The organism is Rathayibacter sp. VKM Ac-2801 (genome assembly GCF_009834245.1).
GTDB lineage: Bacteria > Actinomycetota > Actinomycetes > Actinomycetales > Microbacteriaceae > Rathayibacter.
On the sequence record NZ_CP047183.1, the window covers coordinates 3381671 to 3399339 of the forward strand.

The window sequence follows — 17669 nt, forward strand, 5'->3', positions numbered from 1 at the left end:
CCGCCGCCGCACCTGCTCTCGCACCGCCCTCCGCGGTCGAGCGCGCCCTGAGACCTGTCCCCACGCGCAAGGAGGCGCCGCATGTCCGCTCATCCGCATCCCCCCGGGTTCTCCCGGCGGCTGTTCCTCTCGGTGCCGCTCGCCGCGGCGTCCGCCGCCGCCCTCGCCTCCTGCGCCTCCCCGGGCGCCGGCGACGGAGTGACCACGCTCGACTTCTTCCAGTTCAAGGCGGAGGCGGTGGAGGACTTCGCGCGGATCATCCGCGAGTTCGAGGCCGCCAACCCGGACATCCGGGTCATCGCCAACAACGTGCCCGACCCCGACACGGCCATCCGCACCCTGCTCGTCAAGGACAAGGTGCCGGACGTGCTGACCCTGAACGGCAGCGGCTACTACGCCGACCTCGCGAAGGCCGGCGTGTTCCACGACTTCACCGGCGACGAGCTGGTCGAGCGGGTGAACCCGGCGGCCCTCGACATCCTCGCCGCCCTCGGCAGCTTCGAGGGGAAGGAGGTGAACGCGCTCGCCTTCGCGAACAACGCGGACGGGATCCTCTACAACCGCACGATCTTCGCCGAGAACGGGATCGAGGTGCCGACCACCTGGGACGAGCTGATCGCCGTCTGCGAGACGCTCACCGCCGCAGGGATCACTCCCTTCTACGGCGCCCTGCTCGACAACTGGACCGGCGCCCCCGCCTTCAACGCGCTCGGCGGGCAGCTGCAGCCGGACGGCTTCTTCGACGCGATGCGCGAGGAGGGAGCGGCACTCGGCCCCGACTCCCCCGTCTCGTTCACGAAGGACTACGCCACGACGATGGAGCGGCTCGGGCAGCTCTTCTCGTACACGCAGGAGGGCTCGTTCGGCCGCGGCTACGACGACGGCAACCAGGCCTTCGCCGCGGGCGAGGCGGCCATGTACCCGCAGGGCATCTGGGCGATCAACCCGGTGCGCACGAACAACCCCGACATCGATCTCGGCGTCTTCCCCTACCCGGTGCTCGACGACCCCGCGGACACGCGGGTCACCTCGGGCGTCGACGTGGCCGTCGCCATCGGCCGCGGCACTCCGAAGCTCGACGCGGCCCGCCGCTTCGTCGACTTCCTGCTGACCCCCGGAGTCGTCGAGCCGTACGTCGCGAGCCAGGCCGCCTTCTCGCCGCTGGTCGGCGCCGCACCCAACTCGGACCCCACGCTGGCCGAGCTGCAGCCCTACTTCGAGCAGGGACGGCTGATCGGCTTCGTCGACCACCAGATCCCCGCGAGCATCCCGCTCAACCCCACGCTCCAGGCGTTCCTCGCCAGCGGGGACGCCGACGCGGCGCTCCGGACCCTCGACAGTGAGTGGCGCAAAGTCGCGGCACGCACGACCAGGAAGTGACCCCATGACCACGACCACGACGGCCGCCGCGCAGGCGGTGGCGACCACTCCTCCGCCGCCCGCGCGCCGCAAGCGCACCATCGGGCGCACCTCGAAGACCTTCTACTGGATGACGGTCCCCGCCGTCCTGCTCTTCTTCGTGCTCCACACGGTCCCGGTCCTCACCGGAATATTCTTCAGCTTCACGGATTACGCGGGCTACGGCTCCTGGGACCTGATCGGCGCCTCGAACTACCTCGCGCTCCTCCAGGACGACCGCGTCTGGAAGGCCTACGGGTTCACCTTCGGCTTCGCGATCGTGGCGACCGTGCTCGTGAACATGATCTCGCTCGCCATCGCCGTCGCCCTCAACGCGCGGATCAAGTTCCAGACGGCGTTCCGCGGGATCTACTTCATCCCCTACGTGCTCTCGACCCTGGTCATCGGCTACGTGTTCCAGTACCTCTTCGCGAACTCGCTGCCGCAGATCCTCGGCGCGATCCCGGTGATCGGCGAGAACATCCTCGCGAACGCCGACTGGGCGTGGGTGGCGATCGTGGTGCTGGCGGTCTGGCAGGCCTCGGCCTTCTCGATCATCATCTACCTCGCCGGACTCCAGACCATCCCGGGCGAGCTCTACGAGGCGACCTCGCTCGACGGAGCGGGGAGGTGGCGGCAGTTCACCTCGATCACGTTCCCGCTGATCGCCTCCTTCTTCACGATCAACATGGTCATCTCGATGAAGAACTTCCTCCAGGTGTTCGACCACATCATCGCCCTCACCAACGGCGGTCCCGGCACCTCGACGGAGTCGATCACGCTGCTGATCTACCGCGGCGGCTTCCAGGGCGGCGAGTACGCCTATCAGACGGCCAACGCCGTCCTCTACTTCCTCATCATCATCGTGGTCTCGCTGATCCAGTTCCGAGTCCTCAGCCGCAGAGAGGCGTCGTTCTGATGACATCGACCATCACCCCCACGACCGCGATCGCCCTCGGCGAGCCCGAGGGGCGGCGCCGGCCCTCCCGCGACACCTACCGGATCAACTGGTGGGCGACCGCGCTCATCGCGGTCTGCTCGCTGACGATCCTCCTGCCGCTCTACTTCGCCGTCGTGACCGCGCTGAAGACGCCCGACCAGCTCGGCGGCACCGGGTTCGAGCTGCCGACCTCGATCTCGTGGGGCAACTTCGCCGAGGCGTGGACGGCGACCCGCTTCCCGCAGGCCTTCGTGAACACCGCGCTGATCACGGTCGGAGCCGTCGTGCTGACGCTGTTCTCGAACTCGATGGTCGCCTACGCGGTCGCCCGGAACATGCACAGGCCGTTCTTCAAGGGCGTCTACTTCTACCTGCTCGCCGCGGTCTTCGTGCCGTTCCCGATCATCATGCTGCCGGTGGTGAAGGAGACGGCCCTGCTGGGCCTGGACAACCAGGCCGGGCTGATCCTGCTCTACGCCGTGTTCGGGCTCTCGATCAACACGTTCATCTACACCGCCTTCATCCGCTCGATCCCGATCGAGCTCGAGGAGGCGGCGCGCACCGACGGCGCCTCGACCTGGCGGACCTACTGGCAGGTGATCTTCCCGCTGCTCGGCCCGATGAACGCGACCGTCGGGATCCTGACCTGCGTGTGGGCGTGGAACGACTTCATCCTGCCGCTCGTGGTGCTCTCGGACCCGTCCGCCCGCACCCTGCCGCTGGCCGAGTACGTCTTCCAGGGGCAGTTCAACACGAACTACACCGTCGCCTTCGCGTCCTACCTGATGGCGATGGCGCCGCTCCTGATCGTGTACCTCTTCGCGCAGCGCTGGGTGGTCAGCGGAGTGATGCGCGGGTCGATCAAGTAGCGGTCGCGGCGAGCGCCGCCTCGAGCAGGTCGGTGAGCACGGTGCCGCGCGAGCCCGCGTCCTCCGGGTGCCACTGCACGCACCAGAGCGGCGCGGACTCGTGCTCGAGAGCCTCGACGGTGCCGTCGTCGGCGCGGCCGACCACGACGAGACCCTCGCCCGGACGGTCGACGGCCTGGTGGTGGGAGCTGCGGACATCGAGCTCGGCGGCGCCGAGGATGCCGGCGAGGGCGCTGCCCGGCTCGAGGGCCACGCGGTGGTCGACCATGCCGGACAGGTGCTCGCCGGGGACCGACCGGCCGACGTGACCGGCGCCGGGCAGGTGCTGCACGAGGTCGCCGCCGAGGGCGACGTTCACCAGCTGCATCCCGCGGCAGATCCCGACCAGCGGGGTCCGCGTCTCGACGGCGCGGCGGACGAGCGCGATCTGCGCACGGTCGGCCGCGGGGAAGGACTGGCCGCGATGCGGGTCGTCGGGTCGGCCGCCGTAGAGGGACGGGTCGACGTCCTCCCCTCCGGTGACCACGACGGCGTCCGCAGCGGCGAGCCGGCGCTCGAGCTCGGCGGTCCCGGCCTGCTCGGCGGCGACCCGGTCGACCACGAAGCCCGCGGCGGTGGCGGCCGAGACGACGCTCGCGGTCAGCAGCTGCAGCTCGATCTCGAACTCGGGATCCTCGCGGCCGCCGTCGGCGACGTCGACGACGAGCAGGACGGGGCGGTCGGAGGCCATGCGGACATCGTGCCACCCGGCCGGCACCTGCAGAACGTCGGCTGAGAGCACGGCCCCGTCGTCGACAGGCGAGGGACCCCGCTCTCGGCCGACGTTCTGCAGGACGCCGAAGACCTCTCCCGGGGTCTGGTCAGGATCCGCCCCCGGGATCTAGGATGTTCACGTTCACATTCCGTGCGAAGACGCACACCTCCGCGGCCCTGCGGATCGTGCCTCGACGCCGCACCCGATCACGAGGGCCATCTGCATGAGACGATCACGATCGGCGGTGAGGACCGCTCTGGCGGTCGCGACCGTCGCCGCCACGGCGCTGCTCGGCGCCACGGTCCCCAGCTCCGCCTTCGGAGCCACCGAGACCCCGCTCCTCCACTACACGTTCGACACCGCACCCACCGGCACCACGGTCGCCGACACCAGCGGCAACGGCTACAGCGCGACGCTGCGCGGCTCCGGTGCCCAGTTCCGCAACGGGCTCATCAGCCTCCCCGGCGGATCCGCCGCGGCCGCCCCCTACCTCGAGATCCCCACCGCCGGCCTCGTCGGCAAGAAGGACCTGACCTTCTCGACCTGGCTCTCCCACAAGGGCGGCACCGGCAACGTCGCCGCCGCGTTCGTCGGAGCGCCGGTCGCGTCCGGCGCCTCGTTCTCCTCCGGCTACTGGCTGCTCAACCCGAGCAACCTCTCCGGCTACACCAAGTCGGTCGTCACCAACTCGGTCAATGCGGGCGCTCCCTACAACACCGAGGTCGGCGCTGGAGCCACCGGCACCCCCACCCTCGGCGCGCGCACCCCCGCGGGCCTGTCGCTCTACACGACCGTCATCGACGGCACGACCGGCAAGCTCACGGTCTACGTGAACGGCGCGCAGATCTCGCAGACGGCGATCGCCCGCGACGTCGCGTCCTTCGGCTCGTCGCTGGTCGGCTACATCGCCCGCTCCACCTACAACGACCCGGGCTGGAACGGCGAGATGGACGACTTCGCCGTCTACGACAGCGCTCTCAGCAGCAGCTCCGTGCAGGCGCTCTACTCCTCGCAGGCCCTCGACCGCGCCGTCGCGTCGGTCACGGTGCCCACGGAGGCGACCGCCGGCTTCACGGTCCCCACCACCGCCAGCGGTGTCGGCATCACCTGGACGTCGAACAGCGCGGCCGTCGCGATCACCAGCGGCACCGCGACCGTCACGCGCCCCGCCGCGGGACAGACGGACGCCACCGCCACCCTCACCGCCACCTACAGGGTCGGCACCGAGACCCGCTCGGTCGACTACCCGGTGCGCGTCGCCGCGCAGCTGGACGACGCGACGAAGGTCCAGCGCGACCTCGCCGCGATCGCGATCCCGAACGTCGGCGACATCCGCACGAACGTCTCGGTGCCCTCCACCGGCACGCTCGGCTCGAGCATCGCCTGGAGCGTCGTCAGCCCGAGCGGAGCGACCGTCCGCGACGGCAGCGCCGCCGGCACCCGCACCATCGACGTCGACCGCCCCGCGACCGGGAGCCCCGCGATCGACGTGGTCGTCCGCGCGACCGCGACCAGCGGATCCACCACCCGGACCCGCGACTTCACCCTGCGGGTGCAGCCGCTGCCCGCCGGCACCGACGACACCGAGGCGTACGTCTGGGCGTTCTTCACCGGAGAGGGCGACGGCGCCGAGCGCATCAGCCTCGCCGCCTCGAAGGGCAACGACGCGCTGAGCTGGAACACGCTCAACGGCGGCAAGCCGGTCTTCACCTCGAACCTGGGGACGATGGGCCTGCGCGACCCGTTCATCATCCGCTCGCACGAGGGCGACAAGTTCTTCATGCTCGCCACCGACCTGAAGATCGACGGGCTCCCCGGCGGCTTCGACACCGCGCAGAAGTCGGGCTCGAAGTACATCGAGGTCTGGGAGTCGACCGACCTGGTGAACTGGTCCGCCCAGCGCCACGTCAAGGTCTCCACCGACTTCGCCGGCAACACCTGGGCCCCCGAGGCGTACTGGGACGACGAGCTCCAGACCTACGTCGTGTTCTGGGCCTCGAACATGTACCCGACCACGAACACGGCCGACCGCACCTCCGTCACCTACAACCAGATGATGTACGCGACGACCGAGGACTTCACCTCCTTCTCGGAGGCGAAGCCGTGGATCGACGTCAAGCGCGGCGCCGGCAAGGGCACCATCGACTCGACGGTCGCGAAGGACGGCGACACCTACTACCGCTTCACCAAGGACGAGGCGTCGATGACCCTCCGCGAGGAGAAGAGCACCGACCTGCTCGCCACCGTCTCGGGCTCGCTGCCCGGCACCGGCGGACCGGCGGACGAGTGGTCGCTGGTCAAGGAGAGGGTCGCCTCGGGCCTGCCCAACGGCGAGCCCGGCAAGACCTTCACCAGCGGTGAGGGCCCCAACGTCTTCCCCGCCAACGAGGGCGACGTGAACGGTCTCGACTGGTTCCTCTTCATCGACCAGCCGAACTACCACGACGGCCCGAACCACTACATCCCGTTCGGCTCGGACGACCTCGCGAACGGCGACTCGTGGGTGCCGCTCGGCAGCAAGCTCCGCACGGGCCTGCCGCAGAACGCCGACGGCGGCAAGCCGCGCCACGGCACCGTCATCCCGGTGACCCGCTCCGAGTACCAGAAGGTGCTCGAGGGCTACGCCCCCGGTCTGGCCGTCGCCTCGGTCGCTCCGCTGACCGCGACGACCACGGCCGGCACCGCGCCGGTCCTGCCCCGCGCCACGATCACGACCGCCGCCGGCACCACCAGCACGGTCGACGTGGCCTGGGACGCCGTCGCGCCCGCCGCCTACGCCTCGGCCGGGACCTTCACGGTCTCGGGCGTCGCGCAGGACGCGTCGCGCATGCCGGTGCAGGTCACGGTCACCGTGCAGTCCTCGCTGAAGGTGAGCGCGACCGCCACGTCGCGCTGCGTCGCCGGCAAGGTCGTGCTGACGGTCGTCGCCAAGAACGGCGACACCGTGCCGATGGACGTCTCGGTCAGCACCCCGGAGGGCGTGAAGACGTTCGCCGGAGTGAAGCCGGGCGCGTCCGCCTCCGCCGCCTACACGGTGCGCTCGACGCAGCTCGCCGCGGGCCAGGCGACGGTCACCGGCACGGCCACGGTCGGCGGCAAGACCGTCACCGCGACGGCCACCGCGCCGTACAGCGCGCGCAGCTGCGGCTGACGCACGGCACTCCCCGGGAGCCCGTCGCACCTCACCGGTGCGGCGGGCTCCCGTCGTTGTGCGGGGTGCGTGCGGGGTCGAGACACCGCCCTCTCGCCGAGACACCGCTCCGTCAACGGCGCCTCGACGTACAGCGCGGCGCCTCGGCGGATCCGGACTCGAGACACCGCCTGCGGGCCGAGACACCGCTCCTTCGACGGCGCGTCGGCGTGCTGCGCGGTGCCTCGGCGCACGGGCGGGCCCGGGGCCGTCCGCCCGGCGTCACCCGGCGACGGGCGCCGGCCCGCCCTCGAGCAGGTCGCGGACACTGCGCGGCTCGCGTCCGAGGAGGCGCCCGAGCTCGGGGCCGGTGCCCGCGAAGAAGCCGCGCTCGGCCGCCTGGTGCATCCCCAGCATGAAGCGCGCGAGGAACTCGGGCTGACCCGCCGCGACGCGCGCGGCCACCCACTCGTCGGCGGGGAGGACGCGCAGCTCGACGCTCCGCCCGCCGACCTCGGCCGCGATCCCGGCGATCTCCTCGAACGTCGGCGCCTCGGTCGCGGTCAGCGTGACCGGCCCGTCGTGAGGGCTCTCCGAGAGGAGGAGCCGGGCGGCCGCCTCCGACTCGTCCTCCCGCGCGGTCCACGAGACTCGGCCGTCGGAGGGGACCTCGATCACTCCCGACTCCCGCCACGGCCCGAGGAAGAAGTGCAGGCTGTGCGCGTAGAAGCCGTTGCGGAGCGACGTCCAGGCGAGACCGGACTCGTCCAGAAGGCGCTCGGTCGCGGCGTGGTCCCGGCTCGGGCCGAAGGGGGTGCCGTCGGCGGCGCCCTGGTGGCTCGTGTAGAGGACCCGCCCGACTCCGGCCGCGACGGCCGCGTCGACGGCGGTGCGGTGGAGGGCGACGGCGTCCGCCCGCGGATCACTCGAGGAGACGAGGAGCAGCTGATCGGCTCCGTCGAAGGCGGCCGGGAGGGAGGCGGGGTCCGCGTAGTCGCCGACGCGCACCTCCACGCCCCGCTCGGCGAAGCGGGCCGCCTTCGAGGCGTCGCGGGCGACGACGGCGATTCCGGAGGCGGGGACGGAATCGAGCAGATGGTCGACGGTGGCGCCGTTCAGAGCGCCGGTCGCACCGGTGACGATGATCATGGAGAGAGCCTTCCGATGAGGGGTATCAGCGATACCACTGCGAAGATAACCATGGAATTCCACCGATAGCAACAGTGCGCTACCGTCGATACGTGACCCCCACTCCTCCGACCGACACGCGGCTGCGCATCATCGAGGCGGCCGCGGGCCTCCTCCGCGATGAGGGCGCCGCGGCCGTCACCACGCGCGCGGTCGCCCAGGCGGCCGGGCTCCAGGCCCCCGCGATCTACCGCCTCTTCGGCGACAAGGACGGCCTGCTCGAGGCGGTCGCGGAGCACGTGCTGACCACCTGGGTCGACTCGAAAGCGCGCACGGTCGAGGCGGCCGTCGCCGGCGGCGTCGACCCGGTCGAGGATCTGCGCGCGGGCTGGGCCGCACAGGTGGAGTTCGGCCTGGCCAACCCCGCGCTCTTCCGCCTCATCGTCGATCCGGGCCGCGCCTCCGCATCACCGGCCGCGCTCTCCGGGAGACGGGTCCTCGCCGCGCGCGTGCAGCGGGTGGCCGCCGCGGGCCGCCTCCGCGTGCCGGAGGACCGCGCCGTCGGCCTCATCCAGGCGGCGGGCGTCGGTACGGTCAGCACCCTGCTCTCGACCCCTGCCGAGGACCGCGACCCCGGCCTCCCTGACGCCGCGCTCGACGTCGTGCTCGCGGGGATCCTCACCGATCCGCCCTCCTCCGGCGACGGCGGGCGCCTCACCGCCCTCGTCGGCGTCCGGGCACTCGCGCCGGAGCTCGCCGGCCTCACTCCCGCGGAGCGCCTGCTGCTCGCGGACTGGCTCGACCGTGCCCTCGCGGCCGCCGCGCAGGAGTGACGGACGCCCTCCCGCCGCAGGAATGACGGAGCCTCCGTTCCGCTGAGGACCGCAGCGATCCGACCGCGCGTCTAGGCGCGCTTGCCGTCGGGCGGGAGGATCGACGCCTGGATGAGCGGCACCGGGAAGTGCGACGCCCGCAGCGGGTCGAGCAGGCTGTCGGTGATCCCGGCGGTGAAGTCCTCCGTCCCGAAGACCTTGAACAGCGCCTCCCGACCGAATTTCGAGCTGTCGGCGACGAAGAACGCCTCGCGTGCGGACGCCATCATCAGTCTCTTGAGCTCGAGCTCGTAGCTGGTGGTGCTGTAGATGCCGTCGTCGCCCACGGTGTCGGCGCCGAAGATCGCGACGTCCACTCGCAGGTTCGAGAGCTGCTGCACCGAGGTGGGTCCCCACATCGAGAAGGCGTTCGGCAGGAGCTCGCCCCCGATGAAGACGAGGTGGATCGTCTGCTTGCGGGCGACGGCGAGGGCGACCCGGAGGTCGCCGGTCACGACGGTGAGGCGCTGGTTCTCGAGGTGCCGGGCGACCTCGAGCGTCGTGGTGCCGCCGTCGAGGAGGATCGTCTGCCCCTCGAGGACGCGCTCGGCCATCGCCCGCCCGATCGCCGCCTTCTCGCTGCGGTGCAGCTCCTCCTTGAAGTGGTGGGGAGTCTCGGACTGCTTCACCGGGATCGCGCCTCCGTGCGTGCGCTTGACCAGGTCCATCGCCTCGAGCCGCTCGAGGTCGCGCCGGATCGTCGACGGAGTGACGTCGAACCGCTCCGCGAGGTCTCGCACCGACTGGAAGCCGCCGTCCTGGAGGGCGTCGACGATCTCTGCTTGACGGGACATCCCACACCTCGATCCTGGTCTCGCCTCCGTCGAGGCTACGGGGCGGAGCGAGCAGGAGGCGCAGACGGCGCGCGGAAACGCGCAGATTGCGCGCATGCGCGGGTGACTGCACGCCGAATCCGCCGGGCGCGCGGGGAACCTGCGCGGTCTGGCGCAGCCGTTGCGCCGGCAATGCGCGATTCGCGCGCTTCTTCCGATGGATGCGCGAAAGAGTGCAGGCATCTGCGCGTTATCGCTTGACGGAGTGCTCGATCAGCGATTAGCGTCGGGCTCCTGCGACGGATTCCGACACAGCAGCGTCAGAACACCGCACCGGATGAAGGCCGAACGGCCGCCATCCTCTCGTTCACGAAGGAGTCAACGAATGGACCGCTCTCGACTTTTCCGAGGCATGACGCTCGCAGCGGGCGCCGCAATCCTCCTCACCGGATGCACGACCGTCGGCGCCGGCTCCGACACCGCCGCCGGCAGCGGCGGCTCGGCCGCCCCCGGCGACATGGTCATGGTGACCGTCGTCAAGGCGCAGACCATTCCGTGGTTCCAGCGCATGGCCGTCGGCGTGCAGGACTTCGCCGACGAGACCGGGATCGACGCCCGCCAGGAGGGCGCCGACGACGTCAGCCCCGAGAAGCAGACCGCGATCGTGCAGGACCTGATCGCGCAGCGCCCGACGGCCATAACCGTCGTCCCGAACTCGCCCGAGTCGCTCAGCAACGTGCTCGCCCAGGCCCGTCAGCAGGGCATCATCGTCGTCTCGCACGAGGCGTCCGGCATCGAGAACGTCGACGTCGACATCGAGGCCTTCGACAACGCGTCGTACGGCTCCGAGATCATGGACAATCTCTCGGAGTGCATGGGCGGCGAGGGGAAGTACGTCCAGTTCGTCGGCGGGCTGACCGCGAAGACGCACATGGAGTGGGTCGAGGCGGCATACGAGACGCAGCAGGCCGACTCCCCCGGCATGACCCGCGTCGAGACCCCCATCGAGAGCACCGACAACCAGGAGACCGCGTACGAGCGCGCGAAGGAGATCCTCGCGAAGTACCCGGACATCGCGGGCTTCCAGGGCTCGGCCGGCAACGACGTCCCCGGCATCGCGCGCGCGGTGCAGGAGGCCGGCCTCCAGGACCAGGTGTGCGTGATGGGCACCTCGATCCCGTCGGTGGCCAACCAGTACCTGGCCGACGGCTCCATCGACAAGATCTTCTTCTGGGACCCGGCCCTCGCCGGTGAGGCCCAGCTGTCGATCGCGAAGATCCTCGCCGACGGCGGCGAGATCACCGAGGGCACCGACCTCGGCGTCGAGGGCTACGACTCGCTCAAGAAGCTCGACGGGTTCGACAACGTCTTCGTCGGGAACGCGTCCGTCGCGGCCGACGCGGAGACCGCCGCGCAGTACGACTTCTGATCCCCCTCCACCCCCGCTCCGGGGCGCGCCGCCCGCGCGCCCCGGAGCACCCTCAGGAAGGTCGACGATGACCGACGCTCCCCCCGGCACCACCGCTCCGATCCTCAGCGCCCGCGGCATCACCAAGCGATTCGGCGGCGTCACCGCTCTCGACGGCGTCTCGCTCGACCTGATCCCCGGGGAGGTGCACTGCCTCGCCGGCGAGAACGGCTGCGGCAAGTCCACCCTGATCAAGATCATCTCCGGGGCCGAGCGCCCCGACGCGGGCGAGATCTCCATCGACGGGGACACCCGCTCCCGGATGGACACCACCTCCGCGATCACGAGCGGGATCCAGGTCATCTACCAGGACTTCTCGCTCTTCCCCAACCTCACGGTCGCCGAGAACATCGTGCTGACCTCGGCCGTCGCGGCGAAGCACCGCCTCTACCGCGCCGGCACCGCGCGCCCCCGGGCGAAGGCCATCGTCGACGAGCTGCAGCTCGACCTGGACCTCGACGCCGACGTCGCCGACCTCTCGGTCGCGGACAAGCAGCTCACCGCGATCTGCCGCGCCCTCGTCAACGACGCGCGCGTCATCATCATGGACGAGCCCACCACCGCGCTGACGCACACCGAGGTGGCGCGGCTGTTCACGATCGTGGAGCGGCTGCGCAGCCGCGGCGTCGCGCTCGCGTTCGTCTCGCACAAGCTCGAGGAGGTCCTCGAGATCTCGCAGCGGGTGACGATCATGCGCTCCGGTCGCGTGGTCACCAGCGGCCCCGTCGCCGACTTCGACCGCCGCTCCATCGCCGAGCACATGACCGGCCGCGAGCTCGACGAATCGCGGATCGTGAGCACGCTCGACGAGTCGGCGCCCCCGATGCTCGAGGTCGTCGGCCTCTCCCGCCCCGGAGCCTTCCACGACGTCTCGTTCTCGGTGCGCCCGGGCGAGATCCTCGGCATCACCGGGCTCCTGGGCTCTGGCCGCACCGAGATCGCGGAGGCCGTCTTCGGCTCCCAGCCCGCCGCCTCCGGGATCATCGCCGTGGACGGAGCACCCACCGCGGTGCGCAGCATCCGCGACGCCGTCCGCGCCGGGATCGGCTACGTGCCGGAGGACCGCCTCTCGCAGGGCCTCTTCCTGGAGAAGCCGATCGCGGACAACATCATCGCGGGCTCCCTCGACGCGCACCGCACGCCGTGGCGCTCGCTCGACAAGCGGCGGATCCGCGCGACCATCGACCGGCTCTTCGCCGAGCTGTCCATCAAGGCCCCGAACCCCCAGGCGCCCGTCCGCTCCCTCTCGGGAGGCAACGCTCAGCGCGTGGTGATCGCGAAGTGGCTGGCGACCGACCCGAAGGTGCTGATCCTCAACGGCCCCACGGTCGGTGTCGACGTCGGCTCGAAGTCGCAGATCCTCGAGCTGCTGCGGCGCGAGGCCGCCCGCGGTATGGCCGTCGTCGTGATCTCGGACGACGCCCCCGAGCTGGTCGCCTGCTGCCACCGCGTGCTGGTGGTCGCCCGGGGCCGCATCGCGCACGAGCTCCGCGGCGACGAGATCACCGCAAAGAACCTCCAGAACAGAATGGCGGTCTGACGTGTCCACGCTCCGATCCCTGCGAGGCGCGAACAACGAGGGCGTCCTCGCCCTGGTCCTGGTCGCCCTCGTGATCGTCATGACGGCCGTGAACCCGGTCTTCTTCAGCGCGACGACGGGTCTGTCGATCCTCCGCAGCGCCACCGTGCCGCTGATCTTCGCGCTCGCGGTCCTGATCGTCATCGTCTCCGGCGGCATCGACGTCTCGTTCGCGGCCGTCGCGATCTTCTCGGCCTACACAGCGGTCAGCGTCACCCTCGCCACCGGGCAGGACCTCCCCGCCCTCGCGATCATCGCGATGGCCGTGGTGATCGGCGCGGTGCTCGGTCTGGTCAACGGCTTCGTGATCGCGCGGTTCCGGCTTCCCACGCTGATCGTCACGCTCGGCACGCAGGGCGTGTTCGTCGGCGTGATGTACACCTTCGTCGGCGCCCAGTACTACGCGCAGCTGCCCCCGTCGCTCGCGGCACTCTCCTCGGTCAACGTCGTCGACGTGGCGACCTCGGGCGGCCGCGCGGCCCTCCACCTGATGACGCTGCTCGCCGTCGTGCTCGCGGTCGTGGTCTGGCTGATGCTGACGCGCACGATGTTCGGACGCTCGCTCTACGCGATCGGCGGCGACATCGAGGCCGCCCGGCGGGCCGGCTTCCGCGTGGTCAGGACCCAGCTCTCGGTCTACGTCCTCGTCGGCGTCCTCGCCGCCCTGGCCGGGATCGCGCACATGGTCCTCGGCCGCAGCGCGAACCCGCAGGACCTGGTCGGCGACGAGCTCGACATCATCGCCGCGGTCGTCCTCGGCGGCGCGTCGATCTTCGGCGGCCGCGGGTCGGTGCTCGGCACGGTGCTGGGCGTCGTCCTGATCCAGGTGATCAACAACAGCCTGCTCCTCGCCGGCGTCCCCAGCGCCTGGCTGCGCGCCGCGGTCGGTGTCCTGCTGATCGTCGGAGTCGGCGTGCAGGCGATCGCCGCGCGCCGCAAGGCGAAGCGGGTCCGGCCTGTCGACGACGACGTGAGCCACGAACGAGAGAGCGCGAGGGTCGCATCATGACCGACGGATCCCGGACCACCTCCGAGCACCCGGCTCGGCGCATGAACGACCGCCTCGACGCGTTCACCCGCGGTGTCGTCGGACGCGCGTCGGGCAACCGCGGGACGGGCCGGATGCTCATCGCGCTCGTCGTCGCGGTCGCGATCTTCGCGATCGCCAATCCCCGCGTGTTCCTCAGCCCGCTCAACCTGCAGAACATCGGCGTCGCGGCTCCCGAGATCGGCGTGATCGCCATCGCGATGATGCTCGCCATGCTCACGGGCGGCATCGACCTCTCCCTCGTGGCGATCGCCAACCTGTCGGCGGTGACGATGGCGACGATCTACTCCCAGGTCGCCGCCGCCGACCCCGCCGCCGCAGAGGCGATGACCGTGCCGATCGTCCTCGCGGGCCTGGTCGTCGGAGTCCTCTGCGGCGCCCTCAACGGGTTCCTCGTGAGCGTCGTCGGGATCACCCCGATCCTGGCGACCCTCGGCACCATGCAGATCCTCAACGGAATCGCGGTGGTGTGGACCGGCGGGACCACGCTCTACGGAGCACCGTCGGCCCTGACGACCTTCGGCATGATGGCCGTCGGGCCCGTCCCGGTGCTGTTCCTCGTGCTGCTCGTGGTGGCCGTCGCGGTCGCCCTGCTGATCAACACGACCTCCCTCGGCCGCAAGGTGCAGCTGGAGGGGGCGAACCCCGAGGCCGCGCGCTTCTCGGGCATCCGCAGCGTCAGCGTCCTCTCGCGCAGCTACATGATCGGCGGGCTGCTCGCCGGCGGCGCCGGGGTGCTGTTCCTCGCCCGCAACCCCACCGCCTCCGCCGACTACGGCTCCTCCTACGTGCTGCTCGTCATCGTCATCGCGGTGCTGGGCGGGACGAACCCGTCGGGCGGCTTCGCCTCGGTCGCCGGAGTCGTGCTCGCCACGCTCACCCTCCAGGTCGTCTCGAGCGGATTCACCGCTCTGCGGTTGACCTCCTACGAGTACGCCATCGCCCAGGGCGTCCTCCTCATCGCCGTCATGGTCCTCGACTCCGTCACCGCGAACCGGCCGCGCCGGCAGCGGGCGACGACCCCGACCCCTCCCGCGCCCGCGCGGCCCACCGTGGACGCGTCCACCAGAACGGAGCACCAGTGAAGAAGATCATCAACGAGCCGAAGGACTTCGTCGACGAGTTCGTCGAGGGCATCCTGCTCGCTCACCCGACCCTGGTGAAGACGCCGGGCACCGACCTGCGGATCCTCGCCCGCGCCGACGCCCCGGTCACGGGGAAGGTCGGAATCGTCACGGGCGGCGGCTCCGGTCACCTGCCGCTGTTCAAGGGCTACGTCGGCACGGGGCTGTGCGACGCGGTCGCCATCGGCAACGTGTTCTCCTCGCCGTCGTCCGCGCAGATCCTGGAGGCGACCAAGGCCGTTGACGGTGGCGCCGGCGTCCTCTACCTCTACGGCAACTACGGCGGCGACGTCTTCAACTTCGACCTCTCGGTCGACATGGCCGAGCTCGAGGGGATCCGCACGCTGACCGCCCTCGGACGCGACGACGTCGCCAGCCAGCCGAAGGAGCGGGCCGCCGACCGCCGCGGAGTCGCCGGCATCTTCTTCGCGTTCAAGGCGGCCGGTGCCGCCGCCGAGCGCGGGGACTCGCTCGACGAGGTCGCGGCCGTCGCCGAGGACATCATCGAGCACACGGCGACCATGGGAGTGGGGCTCTCCCCGACGATCCTCCCGATGACGGCCAAGCCCAGCTTCGAGCTGGCCGAGGACGAGATGGAGATCGGGATCGGGATCCACGGCGAGCCCGGCATCCACCGCGGCGCCCTCGAGTCGGCGGACAGCATCGCCGAGCACCTCACGGAGCGGCTCGTCGCGGACCTCGGCATCGGCGAGGGCGACCGCGTGGCCGTGCTCGTCAACGGCATGGGCGCCACTCCCCTCGAGGAGCTGTACCTGCTCTACCGGCGGGTCCACGGGCTCCTCGCCGAGCGCGGCGTCACCGTCGCGAAGAACTACATCGGCGAGTACGCGACCAGCCTCGAGATGGCCGGAGCGTCGATCTCGCTCCTCGCCCTCGACGACGCGCGCCTCGAGCTGCTGAACGCCCCCGCCCAGTCACCCTTCTTCAGAGAGGTCTGATCACGATGAACGGAACCGAACTCACCTCCGCGATCGCGAAGTGCCTGGTCGTCTTCCCCGAGCACGCCGACGAGCTCGGCGACCTGGACCAGGCGCTCGGCGACGGCGACCTGGGCATCACGGTGTCGCTCGGCGCCAAGGCCGCCCGCGAGGCGCTCGCGCAGCTCCCGGACACGGCGACGCCGACCGAGGTCGTGCTCGCCTGCGCCAAGGCCTTCGCCAACGCGAATCCGTCGACCATGGCCGCGCTCGTCGCGGGCGCGCTGCTCGCCGGCTCCCGGGTCTGGGGCGACGCCGCCACCATCGGCTCCGACGACGTCAGCGCCTTCGCGCTCGCGGCCGCCGAGTCGATCAGCCAGCGGGGCAAGTCGCAGGTGGGCGACAAGACGATCCTCGACGCGATGTTCCCCGCGGCTGAGGCGCTGCGCACGTCGGAGCCCGGCCCCGCCGCCCTCGACGCGGCGATCGCGGCCGCGGAGCAGGGCGTGATCAGCTCGAAGGAGCTGCAGTCCCGCCGTGGTCGCGCGTCGTGGCTGCAGGACCGCAGCATCGGCCTGCAGGACCCCGGAGCCACCGCCTACCTGCGGTTCCTCCAGTCCTGGAGGGCCGCCAATTCGGAGACGACCTCCGACACAGAGATGAAGGTGCACTGAGATGGCGAGAATCGGATTCCTCGGACTGGGGACCATGGGACGCGGGATGGCGGACAACCTCGTGAAGGCGGGGCACGACGTCACCGTCTGGAACCGCAGCGCGGTGCCCGAGGTCGCGGGAGCAGCGACGGCGGAGTCCGTCGCCGACGCGGCGGAGGGCGCCGACTTCGTCCTCTCCTGCTTCGCCGACGACACGGCCGTGCGCGAGGTCGTCCTCGCCGAGGGCGGGCTCGCCGGCCTCGTCGACCCGTCGACGATCGTCATCGACCTGTCCACGATCAGCCCTGAGGCGAGCGACGAGGAGCGCGCGGCGTTCGACGCCCGCGGCGTCCGCTTCCTGGACGCCCCGGTGTTCGGCTCGAAGGGCGAGGCCGCGGCGGGCGGTCTCTGGGTCGTCGTGGGAGGCGACGCCGAGGTCTTCGCCGAGGCGCGGCCCGTGCTCGAGGCGATCAGCGAGACCGTCCACCACATCGGCCCCGGCGGCTCCGGTGCGCGGATGAAGCTGGTCGGCAACCTGATCGTCGCGTCGCAGCTGCTCGCGCTCGGCCAGGCTCTCACCCTCGCCGAGAAGGGCGGGCTCGACCTGCACAAGGTCCTGGAGGTGCTCGCCGTCACCGACTTCAAGTCGCCGATCTTCGACGGCGTCGGTCCCTCCGTCCTCGCCGGCGACTACTCGCCGTCCTTCGCCCTCGCGCTGATGCAGAAGGACGCGGGGCTGATCCAGGCCTACGCGGACAGCGTCGGCGCGCCCGTCCCCGGCGTCGCGACGGCCCGCCACTACATCGACGAGGCGATGGCCGCCGGCTTCGGCGGGGAGAACGCCTCGGCGCTGATCAAGGCGATCGCCGCCGAGGCCGGCGTCGACCTGACCCGGCGCTGACCCTCGGCCCCGGGGGAGCCCCTGCCCGGCCGCCACGGCCGCCGCACGGGCTCCTCCGGGCCCTCCCCGCCCCGGCCGCGCCGCGTGCTTCACT

General features: G+C 71.0%; 15 protein-coding genes. 12 read left to right on the top strand and 3 right to left on the bottom strand.

Annotated elements, in window-relative coordinates:
* Positions 1 to 81: 81 nt before the first annotated feature.
* The 3 genes from GSU45_RS15765 to GSU45_RS15775 are packed head-to-tail and all read left to right on the top strand — an operon-like array spanning position 82 to position 3207.
* Complete coding sequence (locus GSU45_RS15765) at positions 82 to 1380, top strand: extracellular solute-binding protein (RefSeq protein ID WP_159916369.1); 1299 nt, start codon at positions 82 to 84, stop codon at positions 1378 to 1380.
* 4 nt (positions 1381 to 1384) lie between these two features.
* Entirely contained in the window at positions 1385 to 2317 is a 933-nt protein-coding gene (locus tag GSU45_RS15770) for a sugar ABC transporter permease (protein ID WP_159916371.1), read from the top strand.
* A complete protein-coding gene (locus tag GSU45_RS15775) occupies positions 2317 to 3207 on the top strand; it encodes a carbohydrate ABC transporter permease (protein ID WP_347877594.1) in 891 nt (296 codons plus the stop codon). Before GSU45_RS15770 ends, GSU45_RS15775 begins: the two co-directional genes overlap by 1 nt.
* On the opposite strand, the gene GSU45_RS15780 is transcribed toward GSU45_RS15775, so the two are convergent.
* Positions 3200 to 3937 (bottom strand): gamma-glutamyl-gamma-aminobutyrate hydrolase family protein, encoded by a 738-nt coding sequence (locus tag GSU45_RS15780; RefSeq protein ID WP_159916373.1) that lies wholly within the window; start codon positions 3935 to 3937, stop codon positions 3200 to 3202. The two genes, GSU45_RS15775 and GSU45_RS15780, sit on opposite strands and share 8 nt — an antisense overlap.
* A gap of 268 nt (positions 3938 to 4205) precedes the next feature.
* On the opposite strand from GSU45_RS15780, the gene GSU45_RS15785 reads away from it, so the two are divergent.
* The gene (locus GSU45_RS15785; protein ID WP_159916374.1) at positions 4206 to 7112 is read left to right on the top strand and encodes an immunoglobulin-like domain-containing protein; all 2907 of its coding nucleotides are present in this window, start codon (positions 4206 to 4208) and stop codon (positions 7110 to 7112) included.
* Between the two features lie 261 nt (positions 7113 to 7373).
* Here GSU45_RS15785 and GSU45_RS15790 read toward each other — a convergent pair whose 3' ends face one another.
* The gene (locus GSU45_RS15790; RefSeq protein ID WP_159916376.1) at positions 7374 to 8240 is read right to left on the bottom strand and encodes an NAD(P)H-binding protein; all 867 of its coding nucleotides are present in this window, start codon (positions 8238 to 8240) and stop codon (positions 7374 to 7376) included.
* A 92-nt stretch (positions 8241 to 8332) separates the two neighbouring features.
* Here GSU45_RS15790 and GSU45_RS15795 point away from each other — a divergent pair, with 92 nt between their 5' ends.
* Positions 8333 to 9052 carry a TetR/AcrR family transcriptional regulator gene (locus tag GSU45_RS15795; protein ID WP_208543457.1) on the top strand — a complete coding sequence of 240 codons (720 nt, stop codon included), beginning with the start codon at positions 8333 to 8335 and terminating at the stop codon, positions 9050 to 9052.
* A gap of 71 nt (positions 9053 to 9123) precedes the next feature.
* Here the strand turns inward: GSU45_RS15795 and GSU45_RS15800 are convergent, their stop codons facing one another.
* Positions 9124 to 9885: a DeoR/GlpR family DNA-binding transcription regulator gene (locus GSU45_RS15800; RefSeq protein WP_159916380.1), complete on the bottom strand. Its 762-nt coding sequence runs from the start codon at positions 9883 to 9885 to the stop codon at positions 9124 to 9126.
* A 391-nt stretch (positions 9886 to 10276) separates the two neighbouring features.
* On the opposite strand from GSU45_RS15800, the gene GSU45_RS15805 reads away from it, so the two are divergent.
* The 7 genes from GSU45_RS15805 to GSU45_RS15835 all read left to right on the top strand — a co-directional run bounded on the left by GSU45_RS15805 (position 10277) and on the right by GSU45_RS15835 (position 17575).
* Positions 10277 to 11293: an autoinducer 2 ABC transporter substrate-binding protein gene (locus GSU45_RS15805; RefSeq protein WP_244248143.1), complete on the top strand. Its 1017-nt coding sequence runs from the start codon at positions 10277 to 10279 to the stop codon at positions 11291 to 11293.
* Positions 11294 to 11360: 67 nt separating this feature from the next.
* Positions 11361 to 12872 carry a sugar ABC transporter ATP-binding protein gene (locus tag GSU45_RS15810; protein ID WP_159916384.1) on the top strand — a complete coding sequence of 504 codons (1512 nt, stop codon included), beginning with the start codon at positions 11361 to 11363 and terminating at the stop codon, positions 12870 to 12872.
* A gap of 1 nt (position 12873) precedes the next feature.
* Complete coding sequence (locus GSU45_RS15815) at positions 12874 to 13920, top strand: ABC transporter permease (protein WP_244229522.1); 1047 nt, start codon at positions 12874 to 12876, stop codon at positions 13918 to 13920.
* A complete protein-coding gene (locus GSU45_RS15820; protein ID WP_244248144.1) occupies positions 13917 to 15044 on the top strand; it encodes an ABC transporter permease in 1128 nt (375 codons plus the stop codon). Before GSU45_RS15815 ends, GSU45_RS15820 begins: the two co-directional genes overlap by 4 nt.
* Positions 15041 to 16042, top strand: a complete 1002-nt coding sequence (locus GSU45_RS15825) for a dihydroxyacetone kinase subunit DhaK (RefSeq protein ID WP_159916386.1) — start codon at positions 15041 to 15043, stop codon at positions 16040 to 16042. The genes GSU45_RS15820 and GSU45_RS15825 overlap by 4 nt, the downstream gene beginning before the upstream one ends.
* A gap of 5 nt (positions 16043 to 16047) precedes the next feature.
* Complete coding sequence (locus GSU45_RS15830) at positions 16048 to 16695, top strand: DAK2 domain-containing protein (RefSeq protein ID WP_159916388.1); 648 nt, start codon at positions 16048 to 16050, stop codon at positions 16693 to 16695.
* A gap of 1 nt (position 16696) precedes the next feature.
* On the top strand, positions 16697 to 17575 hold the full coding sequence (locus tag GSU45_RS15835) for an NAD(P)-dependent oxidoreductase (protein ID WP_159916390.1): 879 nt from the start codon (positions 16697 to 16699) through the stop codon (positions 17573 to 17575).
* The last annotated feature ends 94 nt before the right edge of the window (positions 17576 to 17669 follow it).

What these genes read in the sequence shown, in the direction of transcription:
- GSU45_RS15790 (WP_159916376.1), bottom strand. Translation starts at nt 8,240, where the DNA reads ATGATCATCGTCACCGGTGCGACCGGCGCTCTGAACGGCGCCACCGTC.
- GSU45_RS15775 (WP_347877594.1), top strand. Translation starts at nt 2,317, where the DNA reads ATGACATCGACCATCACCCCCACGACCGCGATCGCCCTCGGCGAGCCC.
- GSU45_RS15800 (WP_159916380.1), bottom strand. Translation starts at nt 9,885, where the DNA reads ATGTCCCGTCAAGCAGAGATCGTCGACGCCCTCCAGGACGGCGGCTTC.
- GSU45_RS15810 (WP_159916384.1), top strand. Translation starts at nt 11,361, where the DNA reads ATGACCGACGCTCCCCCCGGCACCACCGCTCCGATCCTCAGCGCCCGC.
- GSU45_RS15820 (WP_244248144.1), top strand. Translation starts at nt 13,917, where the DNA reads ATGACCGACGGATCCCGGACCACCTCCGAGCACCCGGCTCGGCGCATG.
- GSU45_RS15830 (WP_159916388.1), top strand. Translation starts at nt 16,048, where the DNA reads ATGAACGGAACCGAACTCACCTCCGCGATCGCGAAGTGCCTGGTCGTC.
- GSU45_RS15805 (WP_244248143.1), top strand. Translation starts at nt 10,277, where the DNA reads ATGACGCTCGCAGCGGGCGCCGCAATCCTCCTCACCGGATGCACGACC.
- GSU45_RS15835 (WP_159916390.1), top strand. Translation starts at nt 16,697, where the DNA reads ATGGCGAGAATCGGATTCCTCGGACTGGGGACCATGGGACGCGGGATG.
- GSU45_RS15780 (WP_159916373.1), bottom strand. Translation starts at nt 3,937, where the DNA reads ATGGCCTCCGACCGCCCCGTCCTGCTCGTCGTCGACGTCGCCGACGGC.
- GSU45_RS15765 (WP_159916369.1), top strand. Translation starts at nt 82, where the DNA reads ATGTCCGCTCATCCGCATCCCCCCGGGTTCTCCCGGCGGCTGTTCCTC.
- GSU45_RS15770 (WP_159916371.1), top strand. Translation starts at nt 1,385, where the DNA reads ATGACCACGACCACGACGGCCGCCGCGCAGGCGGTGGCGACCACTCCT.